Consider the following 16,725-nt stretch of genomic DNA (forward strand, 5'->3'; position numbering starts at 1 on the left):
TCCAGTGGCACAAAAAAACGAAGAGGACGACAAGGTCCGTCTCGATAAGTGGTTGTGGGCCGCGCGTTTTTATAAAACACGTGCCTTGGCCAAGGCGGCAATTGAAAGCGGCAAGGTGCATTGCCGTGGTGAGCGCTGCAAACCGGGCAAGGAGCCGAGGGTGGGCGACGAGTTTAAGATTCGTGTGGGGTTCGAGGAACGCACGGTGGTGGTTCAGGCGCTATCGATTGTGCGCCGTGGCGCGCCAGAGGCTCAGACGTTGTATGCGGAAACCGATGCCAGCATCGCCAAGCGCGAAGCGGCTGCGGCCATGCGCAAGGCGGGCGCGTTGGGCATGAGCACCGATGGCAAGCCAAGCAAGAAACAGCGGCGGGATTTGTTCAAGTTTCGTGGGAGCAGTAACGACGAGTGAGGTAGATGCTTCTGTGTCGTCTGGGCTGAAGTCTTCGCGGGCAAGTCACGCTCCCACAGGTATAGCGCAGACCTTTGTGGGAGTGAGCCTGCTCGCGATCGAGTGCGCAGCACTCGCCGGCAGCACCACAAAAAGCAGGCCCTAAGCACCACACTCATCCGCGAAACTCCCCACATCGAATGGGCGCAGACTTGCAATCGCCCAGATGCGTAGCCATATCGGGTTGCTGGCCAGCGGTGCATTCAGCAGATGAAACAGCCACTCGTCGAAAATCACACACAGCATCTGACCTGTAGGCCATAACCAAAAGGCCAGCAGCGCCAGAGGCACGAGATTGCACAGAGCCAACCGGCGCAGGTTCCACCTTGCTTGGAACAAACCCGGATTGTTCATAAAATGCCTCCCATGGCTGAACGTCGCGCACCAAAGCGGTGTTGCAAAGGCGCAATTTTCACGATTTGTAACCATTTTGTCATTACTTCAGAACCCAGACCTATGACCGATCTACCGGATACCGACTACACCCAACGCTTCATCTTCGATGACAGCGACACCCGCGGCGAGCTGGTTTCGTTGGAACGGAGTTACGCTGAAGTCCTCGCCAAACACCCGTATCCGGAGCCGGTCGCGCAACTGCTCGGCGAACTGATGGCGGCTGCGTCGTTGCTGGTCGGCACGTTGAAGTTCGATGGCTTGCTGATTCTTCAGGCCCGTTCCGACGGTCCGATTCCGCTGCTGATGATCGAGTGCTCCAGCGAGCGTGAAATCCGTGGCCTGGCCCGTTACGAAGCCGACCGGATTGCCCCCGACGCGACCCTCGCCGACCTGATGCCCAATGGCGTGCTGGCACTGACCGTTGACCCGACACAGGGTCAGCGTTACCAAGGCATTGTCGACCTGGATGGCGAAACCCTGTCGGAGTGCTTCACCAACTACTTCGTCATGTCGCAACAGGTTGGCACCCGGTTCTGGCTGTACGCCGATGGCCGTCGCGCCCGCGGCATGTTGTTGCAGCAACTGCCTGCCGACCGCTTGAAAGACCAGGAAGAACGCGAGGACAGTTGGCAGCACATCACCGCGCTGGGCAACACCCTGACCGCCGACGAATTGCTGAGCCTGGACAACGAAACCGTGCTTCATCGCCTCTACCATGAAGAACAGGTGCGCCTGTTCGATGTGCAGAGATTGCGTTTCCGTTGCAGCTGCTCGCGAGAACGTTCGGCCAATGCTCTGGTCAGTTTGGGCATGGAAGACGCGCAGGCGCTGGTCATCGAGCACGGCGGCAACATCGAGATCGATTGCCAGTTCTGCAACCAGCGCTACCTGTTTGACGCGGCCGATATCACCCAATTGTTCGCCGGTGCGGGTGTCGAGACACCGTCAGATACCCGGCACTAAAACGGTTCAGCGCAGGTAAATTCACTGGATAGCGCCGGAATAACGCCGTTCTGACGGGAGGGCCCTACTATTTTTGGGCGTTTCTGGCATAATCCGGCCCACTTTTTGTCGCGGTAGTAGTGCACGACTTTCTACTACAAAACGTTTGGAGCACACTCGGCCACTGGCCGACGGGGAATCTCATGACGCAAGCCAATAACGCCGTGTACACCGATCTGAGTGTTGATGATCTGGTAAAAGAAGCTCTGAGTCGCGGTGAAGGCGAGCTTGCCGACACTGGCGCACTGGTTGTTCGCACCGGTCACCGTACCGGCCGCTCGCCAGTCGACCGTTTCATCGTTGAAGAGCCGTCCACTCAGGCCGCCATTGCCTGGGGCCCGATCAACCGCAAGTTCCCGGCCGACAAGTTCGATGCCCTGTGGGACCGCGTTGAGGCCTTCAACAACGCGCAAGAACATTTCGTTTCCCACGTCCATGTAGGTTCGGCTGAAGAGCACTACTTGGCCGTGAAAATGACCACTCAGACGGCCTGGCAGAACCTGTTCGGTCGTTGCCTGTTCATCAACCCGGCTCAGTACAACCCGGCCGGTCGTGAAGAGTGGCAAGTTCTGAACGTCGCCAACTTCGAGTGCGTTCCAGAGCGTGACGGCACCAACTCCGACGGCTGCGTGATCATCAACTTCGCCCAGAAAAAAGTGCTGCTCGCCGGCATGCGTTACGCCGGTGAAATGAAGAAAGCCATGTTCTCGGTGCAGAACTTCCTGCTGCCGGCCGCCGACGTGCTGCCAATGCACTGCGCTGCCAACATCGGTGAAGCGGGCGACGTGACCCTGTTCTTCGGCCTGTCGGGCACTGGTAAAACCACTCTGTCCGCCGACGAGAGCCGTTACCTGATCGGTGACGACGAACACGGCTGGGGCGAAGGCGTTGTCTTCAATATCGAAGGCGGCTGCTACGCCAAGTGCATCGACTTGTCCGAGAAGAACGAGCCGGTCATCTGGAAAGCCATCAAGCACGGCGCCGTCCTGGAAAACGTCGTAATCGACGATGCCAAGCACGCCGACTACGCCGACGTCAGCCTGACCCAGAACAGCCGCGCCGCTTACCCGCTGGAGCACGTTGCCAAGCGTTCCGAGAAGAACCTCGGTGGTGAGCCAAACGCTGTGATCTTCCTGACCTGTGACCTGACCGGCGTTCTGCCGCCAGTCTCGATCCTCAGCGAAGAACAAGCGGCCTACCACTTCCTGTCCGGCTACACCGCACTGGTGGGCTCGACCGAAATGGGTTCCGGCAGCGGCATCAAGTCGACCTTCTCCACCTGCTTCGGCGCACCGTTCTTCCCGCGTCCGGCCGGCGAATACGCAGAACTGCTGATCAAGCGCATCCGCGGCTTCGGCTCCAAGGTTTACTTGGTCAACACCGGCTGGACCGGCGGCGGCTACGGCGTTGGCAAACGCTTCAACATCCCGACCACTCGTGGCGTGATTGCAGCGATCCAGAGCGGCGCGTTGATCGGTGCAGAAACCGAGCACCTCGACACCATCAACCTGGACGTGCCGTTGGCAGTGCCAGGCGTTGAGACTGGCCTGTTGAACCCACGTAACACCTGGGCTGACAAGGCTGCTTATGATGAAGCGGCCAAGGCGCTGGCTGGGTTGTTTGTTGAGAACTTCAAGAAGTTTGAAGTGAGCGACGCGATCAAGGCTGCGGGTCCTAAGCTGTAAGGCTTGGATTTAGCAGATGAAAAAGCCGCCCTTTCAGGGCGGCTTTTTTGTGGGCGTTTGATTCCACCATCCAACTCACAACTGCCAATATTCCAGCTGTGTTGGCGCTAAACGACCAGAATAATGGCACTTATGTGTTGGGCTCGATGCCTTCCAGTTGCTGCGTATCCCACCGTTGCATTTTGATCGCTTGGTAAAGCATGCCGATGGTCAGCGGGACTTTGTCACCGCGACCCTTTGCCTTTCGTTTGAGATGCACATCAAACCCTTCGGGCTGAAAGTAGCGATAGGCGTCGTAGTCCACGAGGTCGATCCCGAACTGTTCTTCCAGCGCCTCCATCAAATGCCGCGCATCAGCGCCATTGCAGCCCAGGTCGAAGTTGATCGAGGTGGTGAGGCTGATGGTTTTGCGTTCGGGCAGGCCGAGTTCTTCGTGCAGCAGTTGCATGAGCAGGTGCATGGTGTGGTCGTCGGGGAAGTTTGGGGCGAGGTTCATGGTGCAGGTGTCCGGTTGGGCTTGCGCGGATCTTATTGGGCGTCAGGCGTGGGGGGAAGGGAGGATCTGTTGATCGCTTCCACACAAGCATCTAATCGACCCCGGTTTTTTTTTGACTGGCGACTCATCGATATAAAACTCGCGGGAAGGCTCTCGCTCAACGCTTATGATCTCGTTCATCTGTTGCACGCTCTCCATTAGCTCATCGAAAAACTTGCTCATGGTTATCTCCGGTGTTTTACGCTCGACGTTCCCAGAGCCGAACGCGGAGCGTCCGTGGAGGCATTCCCACGCGGAGCGTGGGAACGATCTTTTCACTCGGCGTCAGGCAGGTGCTTTCCAGCCCATCATGCGTTGTTGGGCGACTTGGAGCAGGTCGCAGCCGTCCTGGGCCAAGAGGTAGAGCGCGTGGGTGATGTGGGGGATATCTTCGACGTCGCCGTGTTTGAAGCAAACGCAGTGCAGGGTTTTGAGGAGGTCGCTGGAGGCTCGGATGCGCTGGAGGGCGGCTTCGAGGATGTCCTGGGGGTTGGCCTCTGTGTCGATGATCAGGGGCGGGGAATCGGTTAGGTTGGTTTGTAGTGGGAGGTAGCGATCATTTGCGGACGTATTAAATTTATTCATTTCGTTTGATCTCAAATGCATCAGTAGGAACCGCCACCATCGTGACCAAGCGATGGGAGGCGGACTGTGTTCGGGTTGGTCAACCGGTGAGATCACACGCAAACCCGGCACGCCCGAGGACGTCCCAAACACAGCCGCCATAAAGCATGCTGACGCAAAAGCGCCGGCAGCATACAACGGGTGCGTGCGTAGATCTAATTCGGGTGACCAAGCCCGAGTCGCTGATTTGGCAGCGACAGTCACGACTATAGATACGAGCTACCAAGCAGCGATAGGCGACAAAGCATCCCCGCTTGTAGGAACGGGCCGAACCTCGGTTAGGCCCTTTCTATAGGAATTTTCCGCGGCGCAATTTTCCGCGTTTTTCAGCCATCAGCTTCCTCGCGTCCCCATCAGAAATGCTCGGTCGTGAATCATCAAGGTTGGCCTGAACCTGCCCCCCAACCACTCAACCAATATGCTGATAAGCCCCCACATCCTGCAGGCCAGTGGTCAAGCCAGTCGCCGGCGCATAGATCGTGCCTTTCACTGCCGAGAACTTGACCCCGTTGCTGCCTAGCGAAACGTAGCGCTCGCCCTGGTCCAGTTCGGTGAAGAAGGTGTACGAGCACTTTTCCATCGCTTTGTATTTCGCGGCGGCGCTGGCCATGGCGTTGTGGTGGTTTTGCAGGTCGGTCGGGGTCAGGTTGGTGGTTTTGTTCAGCGGCACACCCCAGCGTTTCAAGCACACTTCGGCAAAGTGGCGGACGATCAGGCCGGGTTCGGCCAGCGCTTTAGGGCCGCTGACACCATCGGCGGCGGCGTTGCCGACCAACGTGCCGTGGCGGCCGGGCATCGGGTAGATGTGAGTGCGGGTGCCGGTGGCCGTTTGCGGGATGACGCAGCTGAAGCCTTTGGAGCGTTCGTCCCGGGCGTAGAAGCCAACGTATTCTTTTACGTTGGCATTCAATTTGACTTTTTCTTCCTGAAAGTTACCGATGCCCGGTACCGGATCTATCGCAAAGATGTTCACCGGGATGTTCTTCAGTGCGCTGTCCTTGAACATGGCATTGGCCAGCATATGGCAACTAATGCCGCCGCGGCTCCAGCCTACCAAGTTGACGTTTGTTGGAATAACGCCGTCCTTGCGGAATGTTTTGATGATCTGTTCCTGTAACTTCTGTTGGGTCACGCTGCGGTCGCCGTAGTTGTACTTGCGCCACAACCAGGAACCTTCGACGATCACATCTTCAATAGGGATTCCGGCAGCCTTGAGACGGTTGTATTCAGCCTCCGTCAGTTTTTCACGTTCCCAGTCGCATTTGCCTTTGATGATGTTGATGGCGTGTTTGACGTTTTCTTCCCAGCCCTTGCCGAACAGCGTGCCGCTCAGGCCGTAGTCCCCGGATTTGGTGAACAGCTCGTCGGCTTGCAGGTTGCTGGTGCCGGGGCCGTCAATCACGATCCATTCGGCAAATTCGCGGCCGCCGTGATGGGAAGCCAGTGTCGAGACCAATTCGCCGTTCCAGTAAGTCGGGTTCTGGTTGTCGAATTTGGTCGAGCCGGTGCCGCAGAAGAAAATAGTTAATGTAGTCATTGTAGTGCTCTTGATGGGTTTAAGAGCTTGCAGACTAGTGTTTGTTATTTGCAAGTTGAAGAAGTTAGTTGTTTCTGTATTTGTGTTTTTAAAGTTCTGTTCGTTGTCTTGCAACTTCAAGAAGTTCGCAGCCGTCCTGCGTTAATAAATAAAGTGCATTCACTATATGAGGAATATCCTTCACATCCGCCTGTTTGAAGCACAGGCAGTAAAGTGTTTCGAGCAGGTCACTGGCGGCGCGCAGACGTTGGTGGGCGGCGTCGAGGATTTCGTGAGGGTCGGCCTCGGTGTCGATGACCAACACGGGCGATTCGCTGTAGCGGGTTTTGAGCGGGCGATAGCGGTCTTGCATGAGGTCCGTCCTGTTTTCAGCGGCGACGCAAACTATAGAGGCGTACTTCCTGGCGTCGCAATACAGCGCAAATGGACGGGATTTGTAGGGGATTTACTTGCGTTGTGGCTTTTTGCCTACGTGTACCCCGAGGCTTTTTTCAGCAAATCCCTTAGAAGTCGAATTTCCTACATGTTTGTCAGGCGCAACGCAGCAATCCTCTGTATGGTGCGCGCCAGAATCTGTAGGACGTTTCGAAAACGTCTGTTCAATGCTTAAAGGGAATTAGGTATGCAATGGCTACGTATGGCCTCGATTTTGTTGCTGTGGGCAGGTGTTTGTCGTTTGGCGGGCGCAGCTGACACGGATAATTCGTTAATCCTCGCCAATGTGGATCGCACCGGTTGGCCAGATGCGATGACAAGCCAGGCCAATGTGGACACTGCGTCCCGCGCCGAAGTGTTGATGTTCGGTAAGGCGCTGCTGGCCAGCGAAATGCTCGACGAACAAAGTCTGAAACAGCGACTGGGCGTGCAGGATGTAAAGCTCAAGTCGGTCAGGCGAGTGCGTGACGGGTTGTGGGATCGGTTACTGATCACCTACCGCGGCGCCAGTCAGAACTGCGACGGCGAACCCTTCTGCCCTCGCGTGCGAAGCGTCGCCGATTTGCGTCAGTTGGCGGCGGCCTTCACGGGTGAAATCAGCCCGGCCCATGCGGTTTGGGTGAGCAAGAGCCAAACCGTTCACGAGCAAGCGCTGAATGATCAATTGCGTGTGGCGGTGTTGGTGCCCTGAGGGCTCTCGAAAGTCTTGCGGAGATTGCTCTGGCCTTCTCGCGAGCAGACTCGCTCCCACATTATTTTGAAATGCATTTCCCTTAGGAGTGGGCCTGCTCGCGATAGCGATCTGAACGCTGCCCAACCCTCATGCCTTGCCGTGTCCAGGTTGCATCCGCTGTATCATCCCGTATCGTTTTGGTCCCCGACCTTTTCTCGACTCGCTGCGTTTGCCGGCTAGGCTTTGGGCTTCGCAGCGGTCAACGGAGTGACAGCTTATGCACAACACCCTGGAACAGGTTTTCGGTTATCCACAGTTTCGACCCGGCCAGGAGGCGGCGGTCAGCGCGGTGTTGGCCGGGCGTTCGGCAGCGGCGATTTTCCCCACCGGCTCGGGCAAGTCCCTTTGTTATCAATTGCCGGCGCTTTTGCTGCCGCACCTGACGCTGGTGGTCTCGCCACTGCTGGCGTTGATGCAAGATCAGTTGGCCTTCTTGCAGCGCCACGGTATTGCGGCGGGCAGCATCGATTCGGCCCAGAGTCGGGACGACGCAAGTGATGTGATGGCCCGGGCCAGGTCCGGCGAACTGAAGATTTTGATGATCTCTGTGGAGCGCCTGAAGAACGAGCGCTTTCGCAATTTCCTGCAGCAGGTGCCCATCTCGTTGTTGGTGGTGGACGAGGCGCACTGCATCTCGGAGTGGGGCCACAATTTCCGTCCCGACTATCTCAAGCTTCCCGACTACCAGCGCCAGTTCAACATTCCGCAGGCGCTGCTGCTGACCGCCACTGCGACGCCCAAAGTGATCGCGGACATGGAGGCCAAATTCGCCATCGCACCCGAAGACGTGGTGACCACCGGTTTCTACAGGCCGAACCTCAATCTGCTGGTCGAGCCGGTACGCGGTCAGGACAAGCGCCGACGTCTGGTCGAATGGATGAGCGAACGACCGGGCCAGCCGAGTATCGTCTACGTCACCCTGCAAAAAACCGCCGAGCACATCGCCGAACACCTGGGCCGTAACGGCATACAGGCCGAGGCCTATCACGCCGGTTTGCCCCACGAACAACGCGAAGCCATTCAAAAACGGTTCATGGGCGGGCAGTCCAATTGCATCGTCGCCACCATTGCCTTCGGGATGGGGATCGATAAGAGCGATATCCGCAACGTCGTGCATTTCGACCTGCCCAAATCCATCGAAAACTACAGCCAGGAAATCGGCCGTGCCGGGCGTGACGGGCAAACGTCCGACTGCCTTGTGCTGGCCAATCGCGACAGCCTCAACGTGCTGGAAAACTTCGTCTACGGCGACACGCCGGAACTGGACGGCATTCGTTGTGTGCTCGATGAGATGCAAGCTGCCGCGCCAGAGGGGCAGTGGGAGTTTCTGTTGGGGCCCTTGTCGGACCAGAGCAACATTCGCCAGTTGCCGCTCAAGACTTTGCTGGTGCAACTCGAGCTGCGTGGCTTGATTGCCCCGCGTTACGCCTATTACGCCGAATACCGCTTCAAGTATCTGCAAGAGCCGGAAGCCTTGCTGGCCCGCTTCGAGGGCGAGCGAAGAGACTTCGTTGGAGCCATCATCCAGACTTCCAGCCGTGCGCGGACTTGGGCTACGGTGAATTTCGACGCGCTCTATGAACAGCATCAGGCCGAGCGTAACCGGGTGGTCAAGGCGCTGGATTATTTCCAGGAGAAAGGCTGGGTCGAGCTGGAAAGCAAGCAGATGACCGAGGTCTACAGCCTGCTGCAAGCGAATGTCGACAGTCAGGCACTGAGCGCCGAACTGCACGCCTATTTCACCCAGCACGAACGTACCGAGATTGCTCGGATTCACGCGATGCTGGATCTGTTTGCCACCGACCACTGCCTGGGCTATCGCCTGGCCGAGTACTTCGGCGATGAAAACGCGCCTCGTCAGTGTGGACATTGTTCGGTGTGTCATGGGCACGTGGCGCGGCTGCCATCGCCGCCGGAATTGCCGGCGCTTGTGGATAAAAACTTTGAAGCGCTGTGCGGTGATTTTATCAACAGGCATGAACAGCACACCGGCAATGTGCCGTCGGCTGAACGCGTAACGCGATTTTTGTGCGGGATCAGCGTGCCGCTGTTTACCAAGCTCAAGGCGCGTTCGATATCGGGATTTGCGGCGCTGGAAAACTATCCGTATGCCGACGTGCGGGAGTGGGCTGAACAACATCTCGCAGGCTGAACTGCGCCCCCCTGTAGGAGTGAGCCTGCTCGCGATAGCGGATTGTCAGCCGCTGTCGTTGTTGAATGTACTAACGCCATCGCGAGCAGGCTCACTCCTACAGGGGGCTCCAGTGTCTGGCTGAGGTAGATCCATCCGCTGAATGTTGCTCATCACAGGAATAAATTTCAAAAATGCCCAGCGGCTGACTATGGTGAGGACTGTCTTTGGATCGCCAACAAGAGAGCAAACATGAGCCAGACACCGTTCAACATTCAGCGCGCCGCCGTGATTGGTGCGGGCACCATGGGCCGTGGCATTGTCATGTGCCTGGCCAATGCCGGGGTGCCGGTCCAATGGGTCGATAACAACTCGCAGATGCTGGAACAGGCGCTGATTACCGTGGCGGACACCTACGCGCACAATGTGCGCCAGGGTCGCATCGATCAGGCCGAGGCGGATGCGCGCATCGCTCGGGTCACGGCAGCGGCTGATTATGCGGCGATCCGCGAGGTTGACCTGGTGATCGAAGCGGTTTACGAAAACCTTGAGCTCAAGCAAAAGATCTTTCGCGAACTGGACGGGCTGCTCAAACCCGAAGCCATTCTGGCCAGCAACACTTCAGCTCTGGATATCGACGCCATCGCCGCGGCGACTCACCGTCCGGCTCAGGTCCTGGGGCTGCACTTCTTCAGCCCGGCGCACATCATGAAATTGCTGGAAATCGTTCGCGGTGCGAAGACTTCGCCCGCCGTACTCGATGCGGCGCTGGAGCTGGGCACGCGCATGGGCAAGGTCAGCGTGGTGGCGGGCAACTGTGAGGGTTTCATCGGCAACCGCATGCTCAATACCTACGTGCTTGAAGCGCGCAAGATGCTGCTTGAGGGCGCTTATCCCTATCAGGTGGATGCGGCGTTGCAAGGCTTCGGTTTTGCCATGGGGCCGTTTCGCATGTACGACGTGGTGGGCGTCGACCTGGGATGGCGGGCTCGGGAACTGGCAGGCACAGGCCAGGATGCGCCTGAGGTTCAGGTGGATAACCGTCTGTGCGAACTGGGGCGATTTGGTCAGAAGAGCGGCAATGGCTATTACCACTATGAGCCGGGCAGTCGACAGGCAGAACACGATCCTGAAGTCGATGCGCTGGTGCTAAGTGTTAGCGAAGGGCTTGGCTTCCAGCGTCGGGAGATAAGCCCTGAGGAGATTCTTGAGCGCTGTCTTCTGGCACTGGTCAATGAAGGCGCGAAGATCCTTCAGGAAGGTATTGCGGGGTCGGCGCACGACATTGATCTGGTGTACCTCAACGGTTATGGCTTCCCGGCGGACAAGGGCGGGCCAATGGCGTGGGCGGATCAGCAAGGGCTGGCGGATATTCATCAGCGTTTGATGGCGCTGGAGGCTCGCCAGGGCGATCACTGGAAGCCGGCGCGGTTGATTGGTGAGTTGGAGTTGATGGGTAAAGGGTTTGCTGACAAGTAATTGATGCAGCGCCTGTGCCGGCGCTTTCGCGAGCAGGCTCGCTCCCACAAGGGATCTCGGTCGCCCACAAATTCTGTGTTCACAGAAGATCAAATGTGGGAGCGAGCCTGCTCGCGATGAATACAGCGCGGTATTCGCCTTAGACTGGCAATCCAACTCCAGGAATCGACACGATGTCCAACCCGATGCCCCAACGCACCGACTACCCGCACTTCCAGCCCATCACCACCCGCTGGCACGACAACGACGCCTACGGTCACGTCAACAACGTTACTTACTACAGCTTCTTCGACACGGCAGTGAACACCTACCTGATCGAAGTCGGCGGCCTGGATATCCATGACGGCGAGGTGGTGGGTTTTGTGGTGAGTTCGTCTTGCGATTATTTCGCCTCCATCGCCTTTCCGGAGCGGATCGAGATCGGTCTGCGGGTGGGCAAGTTGGGTAACAGCTCGGTGCAGTACGAACTGGCGGTATTCAAGGCCGGGGAAGACGAGGCCTGCGCGGCGGGGCGCTTCGTGCATGTGTTTGTGGATCGGACGTCGAATCAGCCGGTGGCGATCCCTGCCAGATTGCGTGGTGCATTGGAGCGTCTGGTGGTTTGACGGACAAAAAAAATCGCAGCCCTTGGGCTGCGATTTTTTATCTATCGGTCAGCGAAGCCGTTCAGGCCTCAATGATGACGATAGTGCTTCTTATGTTTGCGATGACCGTAGGCATGACCTCGGCCCGGGTGGCCGTCACGGTAGTAGCGACGATCATCACGGCCGCCGCGATAGGAGCGACGATCTTCGTCTTCATCGCTCTTGTTGCCCATGTAGTTACCCAGCGCGCCACCGGCGCCGCCGCCTGCTGCGGAGCCGATCAGGCTGCCGGTGGTGCCGCCCATGCTGCGGCCGACCACGTTACCGCCTGCTGCGCCCAACGCACCACCAATGGCGGCTTCGCCACGGCTGCGTTTGTCTGCGCCGACTGCGCTACCACCCGCGCCGCCCAAGGCCGCGCCAATGGTGGAACCCGTATTACCGCCAAGCGACTGACCGACGACCGAGCCAAGAACCCCGCCCAATGCGCCGCCCACACCTGCTTCGGTGGTGCCTCCGGCAGAAGCGAAGCCACTGACCAGGCCAAGGGACAACAAGAGAATCGAGGAGAACTTCATAGAGGAACCTCAAGGGGATGACGGCGCGATCCTGAGGCTGTGTCGGGGTTGTGACAATCGAAATCCGACGAGTAACACGACTTGAGCACATTTCTATAAGTTGCTGTTTTTTGGGCGGAACTTAACGGTTTTTCGCCGGTCTTTAGCTACTTCGGATAGGCCGTTTTTGTGAAAAAGCGGCCTTTTTTGTGGGCGATTGGAAAGTACCGAAAGGGGCCCGATCATGTGTTGTCATGTCGGACGCCTTCGCGGGCAAGCCTCGCTCCTACAGGATTCGTGTCATGTACAAAAAAATGCGTAAGACACCGATCCTGTAGGAGCGAGGCTTGCCCGCGAAGAGGCCAGACCTGCCGTCCCGTTAAGCCGACTTGGCCAAAATCAACCCGGTCTCACTCGCCATTTCCAGACGGATCGCCACAAACTTCGACGTTGGCGTATGGCTGCCATCCCCGGTGCTTTCCAGCGGCACCAGCGGATTCACTTCTGGATAGTAAGCAGCCGCCTGCCCTGCAGGAATATCAAACGCCAGCAGCGTAAAGCCCTTCACTCGACGCTCACGTCCATCATCCCAGATCGAAACGATGTCAGCCTTCTGCCCAGGCTTGAACCCCAGGCGAATGATGTCCGCTTCATTGACGAACAACACATCCCGCTGACCCTTCACGCCACGGTAACGGTCATCCAGCCCATAAATCGTGGTGTTGTACTGATCGTGAGAACGCATCGATTGCATGATCAGGTCCGGCAACACGCCCGTGGCGCGGGTGCGTTCGTGCACCAGGTCCTTGGGCAGGGCGTTCGGGCGGAAATTGGCGCGCCCGGACGGGGTGTTCCACCTGCGTGCACCGGCGCTGTTGCCGAGGTAGAAACCGCCCGGATTCTTGATCTTCTCGTTGAAGTCGCGAAAGCCCGGAATGGTATCGGCGATCAGATCGCGAATGCGGCTGTAATCGGCCACGAGCCAGTTCCAGTCCACCGGTCTGCTGCCCAGGGTTGCGGCAGCGATGCCGGCGATGATCCAAGGCTCCGAGCGCATCTGGTTCGACAGGGCCTGCAACTGGCCGTTGGAGGCGTGGACCATGCTGAACGAATCTTCGACGGTCACCGCTTGCGCGCCTTCGGCCTGGATATCGATGTCGGTACGGCCCAGGCACGGCAGAATCAGCGCATCTTTACCGTGGGCCAAATGGCTGCGGTTGAGCTTGGTGCTGATCTGCACGGTCAGGTCGCAATTGCTCAGGGCCTGGAAGGTGCGCGGGCTGTCCGGGGTCGCCTGGGCGAAGTTGCCACCCAGACCGATAAAGACTTTGGCGCGGCCTTCGGCCATGGCATGAATCGCCTCGACCACGTTATGACCGTTTTCACGCGGCACCTTGAACTGGAAGCGCCGCTCCAGGGAATCGAGGAACGCCACCGGCGGACGTTCGTTGATGCCCATCGTCCGGTCACCCTGCACGTTACTGTGGCCACGCACCGGGCACAGGCCGGCGCCCGGCCGGCCGATGTTGCCGCGCAGCAGCATCAGGTTGGCGATTTCCTGGATGGTTGCCACTGAGTGGCGGTGCTGGGTGATGCCCATGGCCCAGCACATGATGACGTTCTTGCCTTTGGCGTACATGCGCGCCGCTTGCTCGATTTCCACCAGGGGCAGGCCGGACTGCTCGACGATCTGCTCCCAGGAAGTGTCGTTGACGGTGCCCAGGTACTCCAGGACGTTGACGCTGTGCTCATTGAGGAAATCGTGGTCGAACACGGCCGGCTCACCCGCCTTCTGCGCGTCGCGCTCCCATTGCAGCAGGAATTTCGCCATGCCACGCAGCACCGCCATATCGCCGCCCAGCGCCGGGCGGAAGTAGGCGGTGTTGGTCGGCTTGTCGCCGTTGGTGAGCATTTCGATCGGGTGCTGCGGGTGCTGGAAGCGTTCCAGGCCCCGCTCTTTCAACGGGTTGATACAGACCACCTGCGCGCCGCGTTTCACGGCTTCGCGCAAAGGTTCGAGCATCCGCGGATGGTTGGTGCCCGGGTTCTGGCCCCAGACAAAAATCGCGTCGGCGTGTTCGAAGTCGTCGAAGGTCACGGTGCCTTTGCCGACACCGACACTTTGCGCCAACGCCACGCCGCTGGCCTCGTGGCACATGTTCGAGCAGTCGGGGAAGTTGTTGGTGCCGTAGGTGCGCACGAACAATTGATAGAGGTACGCCGCTTCGTTGCTGGCGCGGCCCGAGGTGTAGAACTCGGCCTGATTCGGGCTCGACAGGCCCTGCAAATGTTTGGCGATCAAGGCGAACGCCGCTTCCCAGCTGATCGGCTTGTAGCGATCAGTTTCGGCGTCATAGCTTAATGGCTCGGTCAGGCGACCCTGATACTCCAGCCAATAGTCGCTCTGTTCCAGCAACGAACTGACGCTGTGTTTAGCAAAGAAAGCGCCGTCGACACGCCGTTTGGTCGCTTCCCAGTTCACCGCTTTGGCGCCGTTCTCGCAGAACGCCACCATGCCGGCTTCGTTGGAATCGCCCCAGGCGCAACCGGGGCAGTCGAACCCGCCGTTCTTGTTGGTTTTGAGCATCATGCGCAGGTTTTTCAGCGCGTTGTCACTGGTCAACCAGGCCCGGGCAACGCTGGCCAGTGCGCCCCAGCCACCGGCCGGGCCTTTGTAGGGCTTGTAGCGAGGGACGGGTTTCTGGTCGGCTTGACGGTGTTGACTCACGCTTGATTCTCCAATGCCGGGCTGTAGACCCGCGGCGCATTCTTCTGGGGCAGATGGATGAGGTTGAGGTTGTGGCGACGGGCCCATTGCACGGCAAGGCCCGTGGGCGACGACAGGCTGACGAGGGTCTGGATGCCGGCGCGCAATACTTTTTGAATCAATTCGAGGCTGCAACGGCTGGTGACAATCGCCAGACCGCCTTCAGTCGGGATCTTCTGGCGGATGAGCCCGCCAATCAGTTTGTCGAGGGCGTTATGCCGGCCGATGTCTTCACGGCCCAGCAGTAATTCCCCCTGACCGTTCATGAACACCGCCGCATGCACCGCGCCGGAGTACTGACCAAGAGGCTGGAACGCACCGATGCGCTGGCGCAAGCCATCGAGCCATTCGGCGGGGGGCAATGGGGCGCCGGGCAATACCTTGAGGTCTGGCAACGCCTGTTCAACCGCTTCCACGCCGCAGAGCCCGCAGCCGCTGGTGCCGGCCATTTGCCGACGCTGCTGCTTGAGGTTCCAGAACGCGCGGTTGGCGATGGTCACTTGCGCGTACTGCGCCGAGCCCGAGCCGCTGAGTTGCAAGTCATAGATGTCAGAGGCGGCTTCGATGATGCCGCTGCCGAGGCTGAAACCGACGATGAAGTCTTCAAGGTCTGTCGGCGTTACCAGCATCACCGCCTGACTGATGCCGTTATAAGCGATCGCCAACGCGACTTCTTCGGCGAGCGCGGTGCTGGCCGATTCGGTTTGTTGAAGGTCGCTGTAACTGTAGGTCTGGCTGGCGGCGGGTGCGGGCGCTTCAGAGGCGGGCGCCGCGCAGGCAGGGCGCTTGGCTTTCATGGGCATCACCGACGGTTTAGTCAGCTTTAAGCCTAGGCGCGTCAACATGTCGCGTCTAATCGTTATTACTGATCTGCCGATAGATGACGTCGATCAAGAAGCTGTCAGCGATTTCTGATAGATCGCAAAGCAGGCTTCGGCCAGCGCCGAACGCGGAGCGCTGCGACGCATGATCAGCCCAAGCCGGGCAAGGGTCTTGGCGTTTTCGATGGGTTGCAGACGCAAGTGATCGGTGAGGTTTTCCAGGCCGCCATCCAACGGCATCACCGCGCAGCAGAGGCCGCCGTGCACCCCTTGTAACAATTGGTGGACCGCGTCGGTTTGCAGAAGCGGCTGGGGTGTCAGGCCGCGGCTGTGGAAGTTGTGATCGATGGACTGGCGAAAGTGCATGCCGCTGGTGAGCATGCCCAAGGGCAACTCGATCAAGGACTCCCAACTCAACGGCGCCTCGCCGAAGCTGAAGAAGCGCTGATCGTAGAGCAGGCCCATGCGGGTTTCGCTGAAGGCCAGGGAGTCGAAACGCTCGTTGTCCAGTCGCTCCAGGTAAGACACGCCGAGGTCCAGGCGATTGTTCGCCAGTTGTTCGAGGATTTGTTCGGAGCTCAGGGCTGAGAGTTCAAAGCGCAGGTTCGGGTGTTCGGCATGCAGGCGTTGCATCAACGGCAGCGGATCGAAACTCGACAGCGGCACCACGCCCAACCGCAGCGTACCGACCAGATTGCCGCGACAGGCGGCGGCCTCGGCCTGCAAGCCGTCGTAGGCCGCCAGCACCGTCCGTGCCCACGCCAACACGCGCTCGCCCGGCGCGGTGAAGCCTTCGAAGCGCTGGCCGCGATTGACCAACGGCAGGTCGAGCTCTTCTTCGAGGCTGCGCAGGCGCATGGACAGGGTCGGCTGGGTAATATGGCAGCGCGCCGCGGCCTGGCCGAAGTGGCGGGTTTCGTCGAGGGCGATGAGGAATTTCAGCTGCTTGATGTCCATCTTCGCTCCAGGGCGCGGTGAAGGTCGGGAT

15 protein-coding genes and 2 pseudogenes are annotated in these 16,725 nt (G+C 58.9%); 7 read left to right on the forward strand and 10 right to left on the reverse strand.

The annotated features are described in order from the left end of the window. The first annotated feature begins 4 nt into the window (after nt 1–4). Nucleotides 5–412 carry a S4 domain-containing protein gene (locus RHP74_RS01270; protein WP_311097325.1) on the forward strand — a complete coding sequence of 136 codons (408 nt, stop codon included), beginning with the start codon at nt 5–7 and terminating at the stop codon, nt 410–412. A 174-nt stretch (nt 413–586) separates the two neighbouring features. Here RHP74_RS01270 and RHP74_RS01275 read toward each other — a convergent pair. Beyond that, nucleotides 587–805, reverse strand: a pseudogene (locus tag RHP74_RS01275) (phosphoesterase); the annotation flags it as partial. A 102-nt stretch (nt 806–907) separates the two neighbouring features. On the opposite strand from RHP74_RS01275, the gene hslO reads away from it, so the two are divergent. Together hslO and RHP74_RS01285 are read left to right on the forward strand one after the other, a co-directional pair. Further along, nucleotides 908–1,810 carry an Hsp33 family molecular chaperone HslO gene (gene hslO, locus RHP74_RS01280; RefSeq protein WP_083375279.1) on the forward strand — a complete coding sequence of 301 codons (903 nt, stop codon included), beginning with the start codon at nt 908–910 and terminating at the stop codon, nt 1,808–1,810. Nucleotides 1,811–1,992: 182 nt separating this feature from the next. Beyond that, complete coding sequence (locus RHP74_RS01285; protein ID WP_288114019.1) at nt 1,993–3,534, forward strand: phosphoenolpyruvate carboxykinase; 1,542 nt, start codon at nt 1,993–1,995, stop codon at nt 3,532–3,534. Nucleotides 3,535–3,664: 130 nt separating this feature from the next. Here RHP74_RS01285 and RHP74_RS01290 read toward each other — a convergent pair whose 3' ends face one another. From RHP74_RS01290 to RHP74_RS01310, 5 genes and pseudogenes are all read right to left on the reverse strand, one after another. After that, on the reverse strand, nt 3,665–4,030 hold the full coding sequence (locus tag RHP74_RS01290) for a DUF1493 family protein (protein ID WP_311097328.1): 366 nt from the start codon (nt 4,028–4,030) through the stop codon (nt 3,665–3,667). A gap of 108 nt (nt 4,031–4,138) precedes the next feature. Then, nucleotides 4,139–4,252 (reverse strand): annotated as a pseudogene (locus RHP74_RS01295) (transcriptional regulator); the annotation flags it as partial. A gap of 102 nt (nt 4,253–4,354) precedes the next feature. Then, nucleotides 4,355–4,654: a hypothetical protein gene (locus tag RHP74_RS01300; RefSeq protein ID WP_288114021.1), complete on the reverse strand. Its 300-nt coding sequence runs from the start codon at nt 4,652–4,654 to the stop codon at nt 4,355–4,357. Between the two features lie 448 nt (nt 4,655–5,102). Next, the gene (locus RHP74_RS01305) at nt 5,103–6,230 is read right to left on the reverse strand and encodes a hypothetical protein (protein ID WP_288114023.1); all 1,128 of its coding nucleotides are present in this window, start codon (nt 6,228–6,230) and stop codon (nt 5,103–5,105) included. 88 nt (nt 6,231–6,318) lie between these two features. After that, nucleotides 6,319–6,582, reverse strand: a complete 264-nt coding sequence (locus RHP74_RS01310) for a hypothetical protein (RefSeq protein WP_010464748.1) — start codon at nt 6,580–6,582, stop codon at nt 6,319–6,321. A 270-nt stretch (nt 6,583–6,852) separates the two neighbouring features. Here RHP74_RS01310 and RHP74_RS01315 point away from each other — a divergent pair, with 270 nt between their 5' ends. The 4 genes from RHP74_RS01315 (at nt 6,853) to RHP74_RS01330 (ending at nt 11,613) form a co-directional block, all read left to right on the forward strand. Then, nucleotides 6,853–7,356: a polysaccharide deacetylase gene (locus RHP74_RS01315; protein ID WP_145309113.1), complete on the forward strand. Its 504-nt coding sequence runs from the start codon at nt 6,853–6,855 to the stop codon at nt 7,354–7,356. 259 nt (nt 7,357–7,615) lie between these two features. After that, nucleotides 7,616–9,550, forward strand: coding sequence for an ATP-dependent DNA helicase RecQ (locus RHP74_RS01320; protein WP_311097333.1), 1,935 nt, complete (start codon nt 7,616–7,618; stop codon nt 9,548–9,550). 231 nt (nt 9,551–9,781) lie between these two features. Further along, a complete protein-coding gene (locus tag RHP74_RS01325; RefSeq protein ID WP_311097335.1) occupies nt 9,782–11,008 on the forward strand; it encodes a 3-hydroxyacyl-CoA dehydrogenase NAD-binding domain-containing protein in 1,227 nt (408 codons plus the stop codon). A 173-nt stretch (nt 11,009–11,181) separates the two neighbouring features. Then, nucleotides 11,182–11,613, forward strand: coding sequence for a thioesterase family protein (locus RHP74_RS01330; protein ID WP_311097337.1), 432 nt, complete (start codon nt 11,182–11,184; stop codon nt 11,611–11,613). A gap of 68 nt (nt 11,614–11,681) precedes the next feature. Here the strand turns inward: RHP74_RS01330 and RHP74_RS01335 are convergent, their stop codons facing one another. The 4 genes from RHP74_RS01335 to RHP74_RS01350 form a co-directional block, all read right to left on the reverse strand. Further along, nucleotides 11,682–12,170, reverse strand: coding sequence for a glycine zipper domain-containing protein (locus RHP74_RS01335; RefSeq protein WP_311097338.1), 489 nt, complete (start codon nt 12,168–12,170; stop codon nt 11,682–11,684). Between the two features lie 358 nt (nt 12,171–12,528). Beyond that, nucleotides 12,529–14,877, reverse strand: coding sequence for an FdhF/YdeP family oxidoreductase (locus RHP74_RS01340; RefSeq protein WP_311097340.1), 2,349 nt, complete (start codon nt 14,875–14,877; stop codon nt 12,529–12,531). Then, nucleotides 14,874–15,713 carry a formate dehydrogenase accessory sulfurtransferase FdhD gene (fdhD, locus tag RHP74_RS01345; RefSeq protein ID WP_077747511.1) on the reverse strand — a complete coding sequence of 280 codons (840 nt, stop codon included), beginning with the start codon at nt 15,711–15,713 and terminating at the stop codon, nt 14,874–14,876. The genes RHP74_RS01340 and fdhD overlap by 4 nt, the downstream gene beginning before the upstream one ends. A 93-nt stretch (nt 15,714–15,806) precedes the next feature. Continuing rightward, nucleotides 15,807–16,694 carry a LysR family transcriptional regulator gene (locus RHP74_RS01350; protein ID WP_077747512.1) on the reverse strand — a complete coding sequence of 296 codons (888 nt, stop codon included), beginning with the start codon at nt 16,692–16,694 and terminating at the stop codon, nt 15,807–15,809. Nucleotides 16,695–16,725 lie beyond the last annotated feature (31 nt).

The organism is Pseudomonas sp. SG20052 (assembly GCF_031766055.1).
Lineage (GTDB): Bacteria > Pseudomonadota > Gammaproteobacteria > Pseudomonadales > Pseudomonadaceae > Aquipseudomonas > Aquipseudomonas mandelii.